This window comes from Actinoplanes sp. NPDC026619, from assembly GCF_040638295.1.
Classification (GTDB): domain Bacteria; phylum Actinomycetota; class Actinomycetes; order Mycobacteriales; family Micromonosporaceae; genus Actinoplanes.
This window is the reverse complement of the sequence record NZ_JBEZYA010000001.1, coordinates 974,480-990,532: the sequence shown is the minus strand read 5'-3', so window position 1 is coordinate 990,532 and position 16,053 is coordinate 974,480. Positions and strand designations below refer to the sequence as shown.

General features: G+C 70.8%; 13 protein-coding genes and 1 pseudogene. All 14 read left to right on the top strand.

Going from position 1 to position 16,053, the window contains the following annotated elements; all coding sequences use genetic code 11:
• The first annotated feature begins 2 nt into the window (after nt 1–2).
• A complete protein-coding gene (locus tag AB0E90_RS04670) occupies nt 3–2,417 on the top strand; it encodes a penicillin-binding transpeptidase domain-containing protein (RefSeq protein ID WP_360399083.1) in 2,415 nt (804 codons plus the stop codon).
• Between the two features lie 47 nt (nt 2,418–2,464).
• Nucleotides 2,465–3,982, top strand: coding sequence for a UDP-N-acetylmuramoyl-L-alanyl-D-glutamate--2,6-diaminopimelate ligase (locus tag AB0E90_RS04665; protein WP_360399080.1), 1,518 nt, complete (start codon nt 2,465–2,467; stop codon nt 3,980–3,982).
• Nucleotides 3,979–5,361: a UDP-N-acetylmuramoyl-tripeptide--D-alanyl-D-alanine ligase gene (murF, locus tag AB0E90_RS04660; protein ID WP_360399077.1), complete on the top strand. Its 1,383-nt coding sequence runs from the start codon at nt 3,979–3,981 to the stop codon at nt 5,359–5,361. The genes AB0E90_RS04665 and murF overlap by 4 nt, the downstream gene beginning before the upstream one ends.
• Nucleotides 5,358–6,461: a phospho-N-acetylmuramoyl-pentapeptide-transferase gene (gene mraY / locus AB0E90_RS04655; RefSeq protein WP_360399074.1), complete on the top strand. Its 1,104-nt coding sequence runs from the start codon at nt 5,358–5,360 to the stop codon at nt 6,459–6,461. Before murF ends, mraY begins: the two co-directional genes overlap by 4 nt.
• Nucleotides 6,462–6,527: 66 nt before the next feature.
• The gene (locus tag AB0E90_RS04650; protein ID WP_360399071.1) at nt 6,528–7,913 is read left to right on the top strand and encodes a putative peptidoglycan glycosyltransferase FtsW; all 1,386 of its coding nucleotides are present in this window, start codon (nt 6,528–6,530) and stop codon (nt 7,911–7,913) included.
• Nucleotides 7,913–9,019, top strand: coding sequence for an undecaprenyldiphospho-muramoylpentapeptide beta-N-acetylglucosaminyltransferase (murG, locus tag AB0E90_RS04645; protein WP_360399068.1), 1,107 nt, complete (start codon nt 7,913–7,915; stop codon nt 9,017–9,019). Before AB0E90_RS04650 ends, murG begins: the two co-directional genes overlap by 1 nt.
• Before the next feature lie 31 nt (nt 9,020–9,050).
• Nucleotides 9,051–10,478 carry a UDP-N-acetylmuramate--L-alanine ligase gene (gene murC / locus AB0E90_RS04640; protein ID WP_360399065.1) on the top strand — a complete coding sequence of 476 codons (1,428 nt, stop codon included), beginning with the start codon at nt 9,051–9,053 and terminating at the stop codon, nt 10,476–10,478.
• A 6-nt stretch (nt 10,479–10,484) separates the two neighbouring features.
• A complete protein-coding gene (locus AB0E90_RS04635; RefSeq protein ID WP_360399062.1) occupies nt 10,485–11,255 on the top strand; it encodes an FtsQ-type POTRA domain-containing protein in 771 nt (256 codons plus the stop codon).
• Nucleotides 11,256–11,550: 295 nt separating this feature from the next.
• Nucleotides 11,551–12,657: a cell division protein FtsZ gene (gene ftsZ / locus AB0E90_RS04630; protein WP_360399059.1), complete on the top strand. Its 1,107-nt coding sequence runs from the start codon at nt 11,551–11,553 to the stop codon at nt 12,655–12,657.
• Nucleotides 12,658–12,665: 8 nt separating this feature from the next.
• The gene (locus tag AB0E90_RS04625; protein WP_360399056.1) at nt 12,666–13,385 is read left to right on the top strand and encodes a YggS family pyridoxal phosphate-dependent enzyme; all 720 of its coding nucleotides are present in this window, start codon (nt 12,666–12,668) and stop codon (nt 13,383–13,385) included.
• Between the two features lie 259 nt (nt 13,386–13,644).
• On the top strand, nt 13,645–14,337 hold the full coding sequence (locus tag AB0E90_RS04620) for a cell division protein SepF (RefSeq protein ID WP_360399053.1): 693 nt from the start codon (nt 13,645–13,647) through the stop codon (nt 14,335–14,337).
• 36 nt (nt 14,338–14,373) lie between these two features.
• Nucleotides 14,374–14,679 (top strand): YggT family protein, encoded by a 306-nt coding sequence (locus AB0E90_RS04615; protein ID WP_360399050.1) that lies wholly within the window; start codon nt 14,374–14,376, stop codon nt 14,677–14,679.
• Nucleotides 14,680–14,722: 43 nt separating this feature from the next.
• The gene (locus AB0E90_RS04610; protein WP_360399047.1) at nt 14,723–15,538 is read left to right on the top strand and encodes a DivIVA domain-containing protein; all 816 of its coding nucleotides are present in this window, start codon (nt 14,723–14,725) and stop codon (nt 15,536–15,538) included.
• A gap of 39 nt (nt 15,539–15,577) precedes the next feature.
• Nucleotides 15,578–15,757 (top strand): annotated as a pseudogene (locus AB0E90_RS04605) (hypothetical protein); the annotation flags it as partial.
• Nucleotides 15,758–16,053: the final 296 nt, after the last annotated feature.

Below are 16,053 nucleotides of genomic sequence, written 5' to 3'. Positions count from 1 at the left end.
CCATGTCGCCGCGATCGGACGACACACCGCGCCGGGGCGATCAGCCCCGGCGCGGTACGTCTCGTGACCTTCCCGCCGGGGACACCGGCGCGGAGGAGACCGAGGAGAACGGCCGGGGCCGCGGCTTCGGCGGCATCGGCGACGCCCGCGCCTACACCCCGCGCGGGCGCACCATGGCCGAGCGCGACCAGCGCACCCGCTCACCGCGGGCCGGCCGCACCACCGACCCGTTCCGCCCGGCGCTGCAGGTGCTCGACGGCGGCCGCCCGCAGCGCGGACGCCGCCCGGCCGAGCCGGAACCGGCGCCGGAGCAGGCGAAACCGGCCGCCAAGACCGGCACCGGCCGGAGCGGCACGAGCAAGACCGGCACGGGCCGGACCGGGGAGAAGGGTGACACCGGGCGCCGGGAGCAGCCCGACTCGCGGCCGGCGACGCCGCGCACCCGCCGCCCGGAGCCGGACGAGCTCAAGCAGCGCCGCGCCCGGACCACGACCCGCGACGGGTCGCGCACGGCCGGCCCGGCATCGGCCGGCGCGGGGTCGGGCAAAGCGGCTCGTGCGGGTTTGGCGAAGGCGGGGCGGCCCGGCACTGCGGTTGGGGCGCTCCGGCCGCGTACCGGAAAATCGCCTGGCCCGAGCCGCGCCGTGCGTGCCGTGGTCACCGAGCCGCCGAAGCTTGCTAATCCGACCCGCCGCCTGCGGCTGGGGACCGTGCTCGCGCTCTCCCTGTTCGTGATGATCGGCGTGCGGCTGGTCGTGCTGCAGGTGGCCTCGTCGCCGGGCGACGCGGCGCGGTTGATCAAGCTGCGTGAGCAGCGGATCACCGAGGTCACCCTGCCGGCGCCGCGCGGCAGCATCCTGGACCGCAACGGCACCGTGCTCGCGCACAGCGTGGAGGCGCGTTACGTGGGCGTCGACCCGGTGCTGGTCAAGGACGTGGCAAAGACCGCAGCGACGCTGTCGCCGCTACTCGGCGTGCCGCAGTCGAAGCTGGTCGAGAAGATGAAGCGGCACACCCGGCCGGGTGGTGGCGAGTCCCGCTTCGAGTTCCTGGCGCAGGGTGTGGACATCTCGATCGGCGACCGGATCGCCGGGCTGAAGCTCGGCGGCATCGTGGTCAAGCAGGACGAGCGCCGCGACGTGCCGGGCGCCGACCTGGCCGCGAACCTGATCGGCTTCACCGGCGCCGACAACTCCGGCCTGGAAGGGCTGGAGGGCCGCTACGACTCGCTGCTGCGCGGCACCCCGGGCAGCCAGGAGTTCGAGATCGGCAAGGGCGACCTGAACAAGCCGATCCCGGGCGGATATCAGAAGTACGTCGAGCCGCAGCCGGGCACGTCGATCGAGCTCACCATCGACGCCGACCTGCAGTACGAGGTGCAGCGCATCCTCTGCGAGCAGGCCACCGACTGGAAGGCGACGATCGCCGGCGCGGTGGTGCTGGACGTGCAGACCGGTGAGGTGCTCGCGCAGGCCAGCTGCCCGACCTACAACGCGGCCAAGGCGCTGGACTACACGCCGGCCGACCGGGAGGACGTGCCGAGCGCGATCGTGGCCGACCCGGGCTCGATCCACAAGGCGTTCACGATCGGCGCGGCCCTGCAGGAGGGGCTCATCACCCCTGATTCGGCGATCACCGTCGGGCCGGCGATCGAGCGTGGCGGCTATCGCTTCCAGGACAGCCACATCCAGGTCAAGGGCACCAAGATGACGATCCCCGGCATCCTGGCGCTGTCGTCCAACGTGGGCACCATCCTGATCGCCGACAAGCTCGGCAAGCAGAAGCTGTACGAGTACCAGCAGAAGTTCGGGCTGGGCCGGGCCACCGGCGAGGGCGTGGCCGGCGAGGCGACCGGCAAGATCCTCACGCCGGACGAGTGGAGCGGGTCGGCGTCCGGTTCGGTGCCGATCGGGATGAGCGTGGACGCCACCCTGATCCAGATGGCGGCCGGCTACGGGACGATCGCGAACAACGGCACCTACATCCAGCCGCACCTGATCAAGGAGATGATCTCCGGCAAGAACGGCAAGGTGACGGCGGGCGCCACGCCGGAGACGCACCAGGTCCTCGACCCGGACGTCGCCACCGAGCTGCGGACCATGATGGAGGCGGTGGTCGACACCAAGGACGCCACCGGCACCCAGGCCGCGGTCACCGGTTACCGGGTGGCCGGCAAGACCGGCACCGGCAAGCGGCTCATCGACGGGCAGTACACCAGCAGCAACTACGGCTCGTTCATCGGCATGGCGCCGGCCGAGAACCCGCGCTTCGTGATCGCGGTCTCGGCCGAGGTGGCGCACGGCACCGGTGGCGACGTGGCCGCGCCCGCCTTCAGCAAGATGATGTCATTTGCCCTGCAACACTATCGGGTGCCGCCGTCCACGACGAAGGCGCCGACATTCCGCATTCATCCGTGACCGTGGCGTTTTCAACACTCGCCAGGCACGGGGTAGGGTCTGACGCCGTGCCCGGAGTTCCCCGTCCCGAGACCGTTGCGCCGCTCAGATTGACGCGCCTGGCCGCACTGTTGCCGGCCGAGCTGAGCGGCGAGGACGCCGAGGTCACCGGGGTTACGCACAGCAGTCGTGAGGTGCGTCCGGGTGATCTTTACGCGGCGCTGGCCGGTGCGAACCGGCACGGCGCGGAGTTCGCGGCGGACGCGGCGGCGGCCGGTGCGGCCGCGGTTCTCACCGACGCCGCGGGCCGCGACGCGGCCCGCGCGACCGGCCTGCCGGTTCTGGTGGCCGGCGACCCCCGCGCGGTGCTGGGCGCCGCTTCCGCGGCGATCTACGGCGACCCCTCGGCCCGGATCACGATGATCGGCATCACGGGTACGGCGGGGAAGACCTCCACGGCTTATCTCGTCGAGTCCGGGCTGCGCGCCGCCGGGCTGACCACCGGCCTGATCGGCACCGTCGAGACGCGTCTCGGCGACCTGGTGGTGCCGAGCGTGCGCACCACCCCGGAGGCCACCGACCTGCAGGCGATCCTGGCCGCCGCGGCCGAGCGGGAGGTCACCGCGGTGGTGATGGAGGTGTCCAGCCACGCCCTCGCGGTGGGCCGGGTCAACGGCATCGGGTTCGCCGTCGGCGGATACACCAACTTCGGCCTCGACCACCTCGACTTCCACAAGGACGCGGACGACTACTTCGCGGCCAAGGCGAAGCTGTTCGACGGTCGTTGCCGGGTCGAGGTCCTCAACTACGACGAACCCGCGCTGCGGCCGCTGTTCAAGCCGGCGACGATCAGCTACTCGGCGGCCGGCGACCAGGAGGCGTCCTGGTGGGCGTCGGCGGTGCGGCCGTCCGCTTTCGGTCAGCGGTTCGTGGCCCACGGGCCGGGCGGCATCGAGGTCGAGGCCGGGGTGTCGCTGCCCGGCCGGCACAACGTCGCCAACGCGCTGCTGGCCCTCGCCTCGCTGGTGGCGGCCGGGATCGACCCCGCGGTCGCGGCGCGCGGCATCGCGGCCTGCCCGGGCGTGCCGGGGCGGCTCGAACAGGTGGACGCGCCGGGCGACGTGCTGGGCGTGGTCGATTACGCACACAAGACGGACGCGATCGTGGCGGCCCTGGGCGCGCTGCGCGAACTGGCCACCGGGCGCGGCGGGCGGGTGATCTGCCTGATCGGCGCGGGCGGCGACCGGGACAAGGGCAAGCGGCCGGCGATGGGCGCCGCGGCCGCCCGCGGCGCCGACCTGGTGATCGTCACCGACGACAACCCGCGCACCGAGGACCCGGCCGCCATCCGCGCCGCGGTTCGGGCCGGGGCCGAGGAGTCCGGCTCCGCCGCGAAGATCATCGAGGTGCCCGGCCGGCGGGCCGCCATCGACGAGGCGGTGCGCCTGGCCGGGGCCGGTGACGTCATCGCGCTGCTGGGCAAGGGGCACGAGCGCGGTCAGGAGGTCAACGGGGAGATGCTGCCGTTCGACGACCGGATCGAGCTGGCCGAGGCACTGCTCGCCGCTGCAGGGGGACATTCTTGATCCGCATGACACTGGACGAGATCGCCAAGGTCACGGGTGGGCGGCTCGTCAACTCGTCGCCGTCGCTGTCCGTCTCCGGGCCGGTCGAGTACGACTCGCGCCGCATCCGGCCGGGCGGGCTCTTCGTCGCGTTCGAGGGCGAGAAGGTCGACGGCCACGAGTTCGCCGCGACGGCCGTCGCCAAGGGGGCCGCGGCCGTGCTGAGCACGCGCGACACCGGGCAGCCGGGCGTCGTCGTCGAGGAGCCGCTCGCCGCGCTGGCCGCCCTGGCCCGCGAGGTGGTGACCCGGCTGACCGGGCTGACGGTGGTGGGGCTGACCGGTTCCTCCGGCAAGACCACCACCAAGGACTACATCGGGCAGTTGCTGTCCCGGCTCGGGCCGACCATCGCGCCGGCCGGGTCACTCAACAACGAGCTCGGCTTTCCGTACACGGTGCTGCAGGCGACCGAGGAGACCCGGTTCCTGGTCCTGGAGATGGGCGCCCGGGGTATCGGTCATATCCGTTATCTCTGCGATATCGCCCGGCCGGATGTCGGGCTGGTGCTGAACGTGGGCGCGGCGCACATCGGCGAATTCGGCTCGGTCGAGGGGACCGCGCAGGCCAAGGGCGAGCTGGTCGAGGCGCTGATCCCGGCCGGCACTGCGGTGCTCAACGCGGACGATCCGCTGGTGGCCGCGATGGCGTCGCGCACGGCCGCCCGGGTGCTGTTCACGGGGGAGTCGCCGGACGCCGCGGTGCGGGCCACCGACGTGTCGATCGACGGGGCCGGCCGGGCGTCGTACACCTTGGGCTTTGCCGGAGATGCAGGAAATATCGTGCTGAAGGTGGCGGGGCGGCATCAGGTCGCCAACACCCTCGCCGCGGCGGCGGTCGCGCTCTCGCTCGGAATGACGTTCGACGAGCTGGTCACGGCGCTCGGTGAGATCGGGATCGTGTCGAGCCGGCGGATGGACGTGTTCACCCGGCCCGACGGGGTCACGGTGATCGACGACTCGTACAACGCGAACCCGTCCTCGACGGCGGCGGCGTTGCACGCGCTCGCGACGATGGCGGGGGGCCGCCGGATCGCGGTGCTGGGTTACATGGCCGAACTGGGTCATCACGAGGTGTCCGGGCACGTGGAGGTCGGCCGGCTCGCGGCCGAGCTCGGCGTGGACCGGCTGATCGCGGTGGCCGACAACGCCCGTCCGATTCTGGACGGCGCGAGCGAGGTGGGGGACTGGACGGGAGTGGCGATCTTCGCTGAAGATCAAGCCACTGCCCTCCGTGTCGTTCGGGGGGATCTGCGAGACGGCGACGTCGTTCTCGTGAAGGGCTCCAGGTACCGCACGTGGGACGTGGTCGATGGACTGCGTCCTGAGGAGGGTCGCCCGTGAGGGCAGTAATCGTTGCGGCCGCGGTCGCGTTCATCATCTCCCTGTTCGGCACGCCGGTGGCGATTCGCGTCTTCACCGCGCTCAAGGCCGGCCAGCCGATCCGATCCATCGGGCTGGCGAGCAACCAGGGCAAGAAGGGCACGCCCACGATGGGCGGGGTGGCGTTCATCATCGCCACCGTCTTCGCCTACGTGGCCGGGCACGTCGCCCTGACCACGCTGCCCGAGCGGCAGATCGCGCAGGAGGGGCCGACCATGACGGCCCTGGTGCTGCTCGGCCTGTTCGTCTTCTGCGGCGGGGTCGGCTTCATCGACGACTTCCTCAAGGTGCGCCGGCGCAACTCCGACGGCCTGTCCGCCAAGGGCAAGCTGCTCGGCCAGGCGCTCGTCGGCACCGGGTTCGGCATCGCCGCGCTCTACGTGGCGAGCACCAACGGCCAGACCGTGGCCAGCGAGCACATCTCGTTCATCCGCGACATCAGCTGGCTGAACGTCGGCAAGGTCGGCTCGGTGATCGTGTTCGTCTTCGTCATCACCGCGATGTCGAACGGCGTGAACCTCACCGACGGCCTGGACGGCCTGGCCACCGGGGTCTCGATCCTGGTGCTGGGCGCGTACGCGCTGATCGGGTTCTGGCAGTACCGGCACTGGTGCGCGGACAGCGCGTACGCGACCGCCAACGACTACTGCTACCAGGTCCGAGATCCGCTCGAGGTCTCGATGATCGCCGCGGCGGCCGCGGCCGCCTGCGTGGGCTTCCTGTGGTGGAACACCTCCCCGGCGCGGATCTTCATGGGTGACGCCGGCGCGCTCGCGCTCGGCGGCCTGATCGGCGGCCTCGCGGTGGCCACCCGCACCACCCTGCTGTCGATCATCATCGGCGGGCTCTTCGTCATCATCACGGTGACCTGGGTGATCCAGATCGTCTCGTTCCGGACCACCGGCCGACGTGTCTTCCGGATGGTGCCGTTGCACCACCACTTCGAGCTGGCCGGATGGAGCGAGAACAACATCGTGGTCCGGTTCTGGATCGTCGCGGGCATCTGCGTGGCGATCGCCCTGGGCCTGTTCTACTCCGACTTCCTGGCGGTAATGGGATAGATATCTCTTTGCGACACGCCACGGTCATGACACGGACTCGCATGTCGCCGGACAGATGATGTGTCCATGGCGGACGACCGAACGCAGAAGGCGGCTCGCCCGTCACTCAGCCGGCAGCTGCTGCCGGCCGTGCACGGGCTGCTCGCCCGCCCGCTCTCCTCGTACTACCTGCTGATCGCGAGCTCCGGCCTGCTGCTGCTCATCGGGCTCACCATGGTGTTCTCGGCGACCAGCGTGGAGTCCTTCTACAAGAGCGGGAACGCCTACTCGGCCATCGCCAGCCAGGCGGTCTATGCGCTGCTCGGCCTGGTCGCCTTCTGGATCTGCCAGCGACTGCCCTCCGGCACCCTGCGCGACCTGGGCAAATACATCCTGGGCCTGGCCGTGGTGCTGCTCGCGATCCTCGACCTGCTCGGCGCGCTGGAGTCGGTCGGCGTGCTCAGCGCGCCCAAGCTCGGCCCGGTCCACGCGAACCTGCTCTGGCTGTACTTCGGGCCGATCGGCCTGCAGCCCGCCGAGTTCGCCAAGCTCGGCATGGTGCTCTGGGGCGCCGACGTGATCGCCCGCAAGGGCCCGGCGCTCGGCCACTGGCGGGAGCTGTCCCGGCCGCTGTTCCCGGTGATCGCCCTGCTGTTCGTCCTGGTCGGGTACAACGACCTCGGCACCATGCTGGTGCTGCTGGCGCTGATCGTCGGCCTGCTCTGGGCGGCCGGCATCCGGCTGCGGGTGTTCGCCGCGCTCGGCGTGCTCGGCCTGGCCGGCATCGGCCTGCTCATCGCGGCGGCCTCCGGCGGCGCCGGTTCCGGCTCGGCCGACGCCGAGAACTACCGGGTGGCCCGGCTCACCGACTTCCTCCAGCCGCTCGAGAAGTGCGACCTGCAGGACAACTGCTACCAGCTGATCCAGTCCCGCTCGGCGATCTTCGAGGGCGGCTGGTTCGGGGTCGGGCTGGGCAAGGGCGTGCTCAAGTGGAACTGGCTGCCCGAGGCCTCCAACGACTTCATCTTCAGCGTGGTCGCCGAGGAGCTGGGCGTGGTCGGCTGCACGGTCGTGCTGGCCCTGTTCTCCGTTTTGGCGTACACCGGTTTCCGGATCGCCCGCCGCTCCGCCGACCCGTTCCGCCGCCTGGCCGCCACCGCCATCACCACCTGGCTGGTCTCCCAGGCGGTGATCAACATCGGCGGCGTGACCGGCATGCTGCCCATCACCGGCCTGCCGCTGCCGTTCATCTCCGCAGGTGGCAGTGCCCTGGTCGTGACGCTCGCGGCGATCGGCATGCTCGCCTCGTTCGCCCGCGCCGAGCCGGACGCGGCCAAGGCCCTGAACGCCCGTCCGCCCGCCCGATGGGTACGCCTACTATGGGCCCCGCTGCCGCCGCTCCCCCCGCAACGGCAGCCGGCCCCCAAGAGTGGCCGGGCACCCGCCGGCGTCGGGGGCGAGAGGAGACGGTGATGCTGCGGTCGGTAGTGCTCGCTGGAGGAGGCACCGGCGGTCACATCTATCCGCTGCTCGCCTTCGCCGATGCGATCAGGCGCCACTACCCCGATGCCCGGATCACCACGCTGGGCAGCCCGAAGGGTATGGAGAACGAGCTGATCCCGCCGGCCGGTTACGACCTGCGGGTCATCCCGGCGTTCCAGCTCCCGCGCTCGGTCAACCTGAACCTGCTGCGGACCCCGGACCGGATGTACAAGTCGTCGCACGCGGCCGGCAAGATCCTCGACGAGGTGCAGGCCGAGGTGGTGGTGGGCTTCGGCGGGTACGTGTCGGTGCCGGCCTACCTCGCGGCCTGGCGCCGTGAGCTGCCGATCGTGATCCACGAGGTCAACGTGCCGCCGGGCGTGGCCAACCGGATGGGCATGAAGTTCACCAAGAACGTCGCGGTGGGCTTCCCCAATCAGCCGCAGGCGGCCGAGTCGCTGAAGGATGCCCGGGTGGTCGGCGTGCCACTGCGCACCGCGATCACCCACCTCGACCGAGCCGCGCTGCGCCCGCAGGCGCTCTACCAGTTCGGCCTGCGCCCCGACCTGCCGGTGCTGTTCGTCTCGGGCGGCTCGTCCGGCGCCCGCACGATCAACCTGGCGGTGGCCGCGGCGGCCAAGCGGCTGGCCCACGCCGGCATCCAGGTGCTGCACGTGCAGGGCGGCCGCAACGACCCGTTCGAGGTGCCGGCCGACCTCCCCGTGCCGTACGTGGTGGTGCCTTATCTGTCGGACATGCAGCTGGGATACGCGGCCGCCGACCTGATGCTGTGCCGGGCCGGCGCGATCACGGTGGCCGAGACGACCGCGCTCGGCGTCCCCGCCGTCTACGTGCCGTACCCCTTCAGCAACCAGGAACAGAAGCGAAATGCCCTACCGGTGGTGGAGTCGGGTGGCGGCATCCTTGTCGACAACGCCGAAATGACCCCCGAGTGGATCGAGCAGCACGTCATCCCGCTGGCACGGGACCGGCAGCGGCTCGCCATGATGGGTGCGGCCGCTTCCCGATACGGGCGGCGCGACGGCGACGAAGCGCTCTTGGAATTCGTTCTGGAAGCGGTGGCACGGAGTCGATGAAGAGGATTGGCTCGATGAAGGGGACTGGACAGTGAACACCGCGGAGATGACCCCGGCCGGCACGCTGACCGCCGAAGAACTGGGCAGTGTGCACCTCATCGGCATCGGTGGGGTCGGCATGGGCGGTCTGGCCCGGCTGCTGCTCACCAGGGGCGTGCCGGTCTCCGGCAGCGAACTGCGCGAGTGGCCGGCCCTGGCCGCGCTGCGCGCGCTGGGCGGCACCGTGCACATGTCGCACGTGGCGTCGAACCTCGACGGCGTCGACACCGTCGTCTACTCCACCGCGATCCCGCACGACCACCTCGAGCTGGTCGAGGCGCGCAAGCGCGGCCTGCGCATCCTGCACCGCTCCGAGGCGCTCGCGGCGGCGATGACCAACCGGCAGACCATCGCGGTGGCCGGCACCCACGGCAAGACCACCACCACCTCGATCATGACGGTGATCCTGCAGCACGCCGGGCAGGACCCGTCCTTCGTGATCGGCGGCGAGATCTCCGAGGCCGGCTCGAACGGGCACCACGGCACCGGGCCGCACTTCGTGGCCGAGGCCGATGAGTCCGACAAATCGTTCCTCATCTACCGGCCGCACGTCGCGATCATCACGAATATCGAGGGCGACCACCTCAACAACTGGGGCGACCTCGACGGGCTCAAGGCCGGCTTCCTGCAGTTCGCCGAGCTGACCGACGCCGACGGCTTCGTGGTGACCTGCGCCGACGACCCCGGCACCCAGGGCCTCATCGCGGCGCTGCGGGCGGCCGGCCGCACGGTTTACACGTACGGCGAGAGCGACGACGCCGACCTGCGGATCAGCGAGGTCGTCTCGACCGTGAGCGGCGTGCGTTTCCAGGCCTGGCTGGACGGCAAGCCGCTCGGCGACATCAAGCTGGCGCTGCCCGGCCGGCACATGGGCCTGAACAGCGCGGCCGCGGTGCTCACCGCGCTGCGCCTGGGCCTGCCACTCGACAAGATCACCGAGGCGCTGGCCGCGTTCCCCGGGGTGCGCCGGCGGTTCGAGCGCAAGGGCATCGTCGCCGGGGTGCGGGTCTACGACGAGTACGCGTACCACCCGACCTCGGTCAAGGCCGCGCTGAGGACCCTGCGCGAGGTGGCCGGCGACGGCCGCCTGCTGGTGGTCTTCCAGCCGTACCGGGTCTACCGCACCCGCGACCTGCAGGCCGAGCTGGCCGAGGGCCTCGCCATCGCCGACGAGGTGATCATCATGGAGGTCTTTGGGCCGGGCGAGATGCGCGCGCCCGGCGAGGGCGGGGTGTCGCTGACCGCGGCCGTCGACCTGCCGGCCGAGCACAAGGTGTTCGTGCCCGACTGGCAGGACGTGCCGGCCGAGGTGGTGCGCCGCAGCCGGCCCGGCGACGTGGTGGTGACGATGGGCGCCCCGCCGATCTCGATGATGGGCGACGAGCTGCTGGCCGCGCTGGCCGCGGAAGCACCGGAGTAGGCGACCGTGAGCGGGGGCGGCGGGCGTAACTGGCGACTGGTCCGGGCGAACACCGATGCGGTGCCGTCCTCGGCCCGGCGTTTCATGGCGCGCGCCCGCCAGCGGCGGCTGCGCGCCGTCCTGCCGTGGGCGATCGCGGCCGGCGTGGCCCTGGTGATCGGCGGCCTGGTCTGGGTCGTCTACGGCACGCCGCTGCTGAGCGTGCGCAACGTCCAGGTGGTCGGCGTCCAGTTCCTCACCCCGCTGCAGGTCGAGGAGGCCGCCGCGGTGCCGATGGAGGAGCCGCTCGCCCGGCTCGACCTGGACGCGGTCCGCGGCCGGGTGCGCGGCCTGGCCGCCGTCGACCGGGTCACGGTGCGGCGCAGCTGGCCGTCCACGCTGGTGGTCGAGGTGGTCGAGCGCACGCCGGTCGCGGCCGTGCCGACCGCGCCGGGCCGGCTGACGCTGATCGACGCGAGCGGGGTGCCGTACCGCGAGGTGTCCCGGCAGCCGGACGGCCTGCCGTTGCTGCGCACCACCACACCGGGGCCGGCCGACGTGAACACCCGCTCGGCGCTGACCGTGCTCGGCGCGCTCAGCGCCGACCTGCGCGAGCAGCTGGTGGAGATCTCGGCAGCCGCGCCCGCGCAGATCAAGCTGCAGCTGACCAAGGACCGGCTGGTGCTCTGGGGCGACGACACCGAGAGCACCCTGAAGAGCCAGGTCGCCACGGTTTTGCTGAAGAAGGCCGACAAGCAGATCGACGTCAGTGCACCGTCTGTTCCGACGATTCGCTGATCAGCACACTAAAGGGACATCAGGGCACGAACGGCGTATTTTGCCAGAGGTTACGGCCGCGTCGGATATTCGCCACGTAAGCGGCCCTCGACACGCCGCGCCGGTCCTTGGTTGACGCCTGCCCTCCGCTTACGTTGCCTCCAGAGGCCGAATGGTTGACATAACCCTAAGCCTCTAGTAGAGGGTGAGGGTTACCTCGCCCTCCCTTGTACGGCAGCGGATGTCGAGTTGCGGTTCCTCCCGGATCGCATGGGGCCCACGACATCCGCCAACCCCGAAGGGAAGGCTGAGCCCGATGACACCTCCACACAACTACCTGGCCGTAATAAAAGTGGTCGGGATCGGCGGCGGCGGCGTCAACGCCGTGAACCGCATGATCGAGGTGGGGCTCAAGGGCGTCGAGTTCATCGCGATCAACACCGACGCGCAGGCTCTGCTGATGAGTGACGCCGACGTGAAGCTCGATGTCGGCCGGGAGCTCACCCGCGGCCTCGGCGCCGGCGCCCAGCCCGACGTCGGCAAGAACGCCGCCGAGGACCACCGCGACGAGATCGAAGAGGTGCTCAAGGGCGCCGACATGGTCTTCGTGACCTGCGGCGAGGGCGGTGGCACCGGCACCGGTGGCGCCCCCGTGGTCGCCAACATCGCCCGCAAGCTCGGCGCGCTCACCATCGGCGTCGTCACCCGGCCGTTCTCGTTCGAGGGCAAGCGCCGCCAGGTGCAGGCCGAGACCGGCATCGAAGAGCTGCGTAACCAGTGCGACACGCTCATCGTGATCCCGAACGACCGGCTGCTCGCTCTCGGTGACCGCGGCATCAGCATGATGGACGCGTTCCGTCAGGCCGACCAGGTCCTGCTCTCCGGTGTTCAGGGCATCACCGACCTGATCACCACGCCGGGTCTGATCAACCTGGACTTCGCCGACGTCAAGAGCGTCATGAGCAACGCGGGCAGCGCGCTCATGGGCATCGGCAGCGCCCGCGGCGACAACCGCGCGGTCGAGGCGGCCGAGCGGGCCATCTCCAGCCCGCTGCTGGAGCAGAGCATGGACGGCGCGCGCGGCGTGCTGCTCTCCATCGCCGGCGGTTCCGACCTCGGCCTGTTCGAGATCAACGACGCGGCCCAGCTCGTCACCGACGCGGCCCACCCGGACGCGAACATCATCTTCGGCGCGGTCATCGACGACGCTCTCGGCGACGAGGTGCGGGTCACCGTCATCGCGGCCGGGTTCGACGGCGGCACCCCGTCGTACAAGCCGGTCGAGACGTCCCGCAAGGTCGCGCCGGTGCAGTCGCCGCCGCCGGCGCCGGTGATCACACCGCAGGCGCCGCCGGCACAGACCCCGCGCCGGGTCCTGTTCGACGACGTGGACGTGCCGGACTTCCTCAAGAACGGCTCCTGAGGGCCCCGGTGACCGACGCGGTGACCGGCGCCGCGCGGCGTGCGCAGCTCGCCGCTTCCCTCACCGAGGTGCGGGAGCGGATAGCGCACGCCTGCACGGCGGCCGGTCGCCCACCGGACGCGGCCGCGCTGGTGGCGGTCACCAAGACGTATCCGGCGAGTGACGTCGTCCTGCTGGCCGGGCTCGGCGTCACCGACGTGGGGGAGAGCCGCGACCAGGAGGCGGCGCCCAAGGCGGACGAGGCTCGCGCGGCCGGCGCGACGCCCCGCTGGCACTTCATCGGCCAACTGCAGCGAAACAAGGCCAAATCAGTTGCCGGGTACGCCGATGTCGTCGAGTCGGTCGACTCGCAACGACTGGTGACGGCGCTCGATCGAGCGGCCGCCGGCCGTCCGGAACCGATCGAGATCCTGATTCAGGTGAGCATCGACGAGGATCCGACCAGGGGCGGCGCGGCCGGCGACGACCTGTGGCGGATATCCGACGCGGTGGCCGACGCGACGGCCCTGCGGCTCGGTGGCGTGATGGCGGTCGCGCCGCGGGACTGGGATCCGGACCGGGCGTTCGAGCGGCTGGCCGTCCTCTCCGGGCAATTGGTGGAGCGGCATCCGGCCGCGACGGCGATCTCGGCGGGCATGAGCGGCGACCTGGAAGCGGCTGTCCGGCACGGCGCGACACACGTCCGGATCGGCACTTCTTTGCTCGGAATGCGAAACCTGCTGCGGTAGCCTTGCGGCGGGCAGCAAACTACATAGGTGTTGTTTAACGCACGCCGCTCCGCATCGGACGGTCAGCGTGCGCTAGGGGGGAATGCGGTACGCCGAGGGGGCGCGGGCCGCGTGGCGGACAAGGTGGGGGACATGGCAGGTCGGGACAGTTTCGCCCGGATGCGGAATGGGGTGGGGGCATGAGCGAGCGCAGCGAGCGAATCGGCAAGCTCAGTGCGGACCTTGCTCTTGGCAGCTCGGAGCGAAGCGAGGAGCTGGCATGAGCGCTATTCGGAAGGCGGGCGTCTGGCTGGGCCTGGTCGAGGAGGACGACGACCGCGACTACGTCGAGCACGACTACCGCGAGCCCTCCTACCGCAACCGCGACCGCGATCGTGACCGCTACTCGAGCTCCCGCTACGAGGATGAGGACGACGAGGCCGACGAGGAGGAGCGGGCCGTGCCGCGTGCCCGCACCGAGCGCCCCCGGGTCTCCGAGCGGCTGTCCCGTGCCGACCTCGACCACGATCGGGTGGATTCGACCGAGCGCGCTCGGGTGCGTTCCATCACCCGCCCGAGCACGTCGAGCGAGCCGGACGCTCCGCTGAGCTACGCCTCCCGCGACAACCTGGCCCTGGCCCCGCAGCAGGCGCACCAGCCGCAGCCGCAGGCCCGCCCGATCGAGGAGGAGCAGCGGTACCAGATCACCACGCTGCACCCCACCACCTACCGTGAGGCGCGCACGATCGGTGAGCACTTCCGTGACGGTGTGCCGGTCATCATCAATCTCACCGAGATGGATGAGGGAGATGCCCGCCGACTGGTCGACTTCGCGGCCGGTCTAGCGTTCGGTCTTAGGGGTACGATCGAGCGCGTGACCAACCGGGTTTTCCTGCTCTCGCCGGCGAATGTCCAGGTCACCGCAGAGGACAAGGCCAAGATCGCTGAGGGTGGGTTCTTCAACCAGAGCTGACCCGGCACAGCTCACCCGACTGGGGGACCCTCAGACGTGCTGTCGATCCTGTTCCAAATCCTCTACCTTGTGGTCTATCTTTTCGTCCTGGTCCTGCTGGCCAGGTTCGTTCTGTCCGCGGTGCTCCAGTACGGACGGCGGTGGCAGCCCGGCAGGGGCGCGTCGGCGACTCTTGAAACGGTGTGGAGCGTCACTGACCCACCCCTCAAGGCGTTGAGGCGTGTGATCCCACCGCTGCGCATTGGTAACGTGAGCTTGGACCTGGCTTCCATCGTGCTGCTGGTTATCCTGTTCGTGCTCATGGAGTTCGTGCTCAAAAGCTTGATCAACACCTACAGCTAGACAGCAGCCCCCACCGCGGCCGCGACTGACCCGAGGAGTTTCGATGCCGCTGACCCCGGCCGACGTGCACAACGTCGCCTTCAAGAAGCCCCCGATCGGCAAGCGGGGGTACGACGAGGAGGAGGTCGACGCCTTCCTTGACGAGGTCGAGCGCGAGCTCGCCCGTCTGATCGAGGAGAACAACGAGCTGCGCGCCCAGGTGGAGCGCGGCGGCCGGGGTGGCGCGCCAGCCGTCTCGGGTGCCGACCCCCGTCTCGCCGCCGAGCTCAACGATGTCAAGGCGCAGCTGGACCGCGTCCAGCGGGACAAGGCGCAGGCCGAGCAGGCCGCTCGCCAGATGCAGGCCGAGCTGGAGCAGGTCCGGGCCCAGGGCCCGGTCGGCGCGCCCGCCGGCGGCACCGGCGACGGCGAGCAGCAGGCCCTGCGGGTGCTGATGATGGCCCAGCGCACGGCGGACGACCACGTGTCCGACGCTCGTCGCGAGGCCGACAAGCTTCTCTCCGACGCCCGGTCGAAGGCGGAAGAGGTCACCCGCGAGGCCCGTGCCAAGGCCGACGCGCTCGAGCGCGACGCGCGCCAGCGCCACCAGGAGGCCATGGGTGGTCTGGACGCCAAGCGCTCCGCGTTGCAGAAGCACATCGAGGAGCTCAAGCAGTTCGAGCGGGAGTACCGCACTCGACTGAAGGCGTACCTGGAGAGCCAGCTCCGCGACCTCGACGGTCGCGGCCAGGGTCTCGAGGCGGAGATGACGCGTGCCGACTCGGCCCGTGCGGTCGGCGGTTCCGGCGGTCTCGCCGCGGCCGGCCTCGCCGGGTCGTACGGCGGTTCGCGCACCGGCGCCATCGAGTCCGGACGCTGACCCACCAAACCCCCCGCCGCACTTCGACGAGGATGAGCCATGATCGTTGCTAGTTTGCTGCTCATCCTCGTCGCGGTGATGCTGCTTGTGTTGGGCCTCACCGGCGGTTCGAGCAACTTCCTGATCAGCTCGATCGTGGCCAGCCTGCTGGCCGCCGTCGCGCTGGTCATCGGCGCGCGCCAGAACGCCGGCGCCCGCCGCGCCGCGGCCGAGGCCGCTCCCGGCTCCGACGATTTTGCCGCCCCGCCCGAGCCGTTCGCAGCCGAACCGGCCGAACCGGCCGGCTTCGGCCCGTTCGCCGCCGAGCCGGAGTTCGCCGCCGATCCCCAGTTCGCCGCCGATCCCCAGTTCGCCGCGGAGCCGGAGTTCGCCGCCGAGCAGGACCGGCGCGAGTTCGCCGCCGAGCAGCAGGATCGGCGCGAGACCGTCCAGTTCGAGACGACCGCGGCCGCCGATGATCTCGATCGGCCCTACCTCGACGAGCCCTACGCCGACGACGCCTATCAGGCCGGTCG

Coding starts and splice junctions, on each gene's coding strand:
- AB0E90_RS04670 (WP_360399083.1), top strand. CDS start 3: ATGTCGCCGCGATCGGACGACACACCGCGCCGGGGCGATCAGCCCCGG.
- AB0E90_RS04650 (WP_360399071.1), top strand. CDS start 6,528: ATGGCGGACGACCGAACGCAGAAGGCGGCTCGCCCGTCACTCAGCCGG.
- murG (WP_360399068.1), top strand. CDS start 7,913: ATGCTGCGGTCGGTAGTGCTCGCTGGAGGAGGCACCGGCGGTCACATC.
- ftsZ (WP_360399059.1), top strand. CDS start 11,551: ATGACACCTCCACACAACTACCTGGCCGTAATAAAAGTGGTCGGGATC.
- AB0E90_RS04620 (WP_360399053.1), top strand. CDS start 13,645: ATGAGCGCTATTCGGAAGGCGGGCGTCTGGCTGGGCCTGGTCGAGGAG.
- AB0E90_RS04610 (WP_360399047.1), top strand. CDS start 14,723: ATGCCGCTGACCCCGGCCGACGTGCACAACGTCGCCTTCAAGAAGCCC.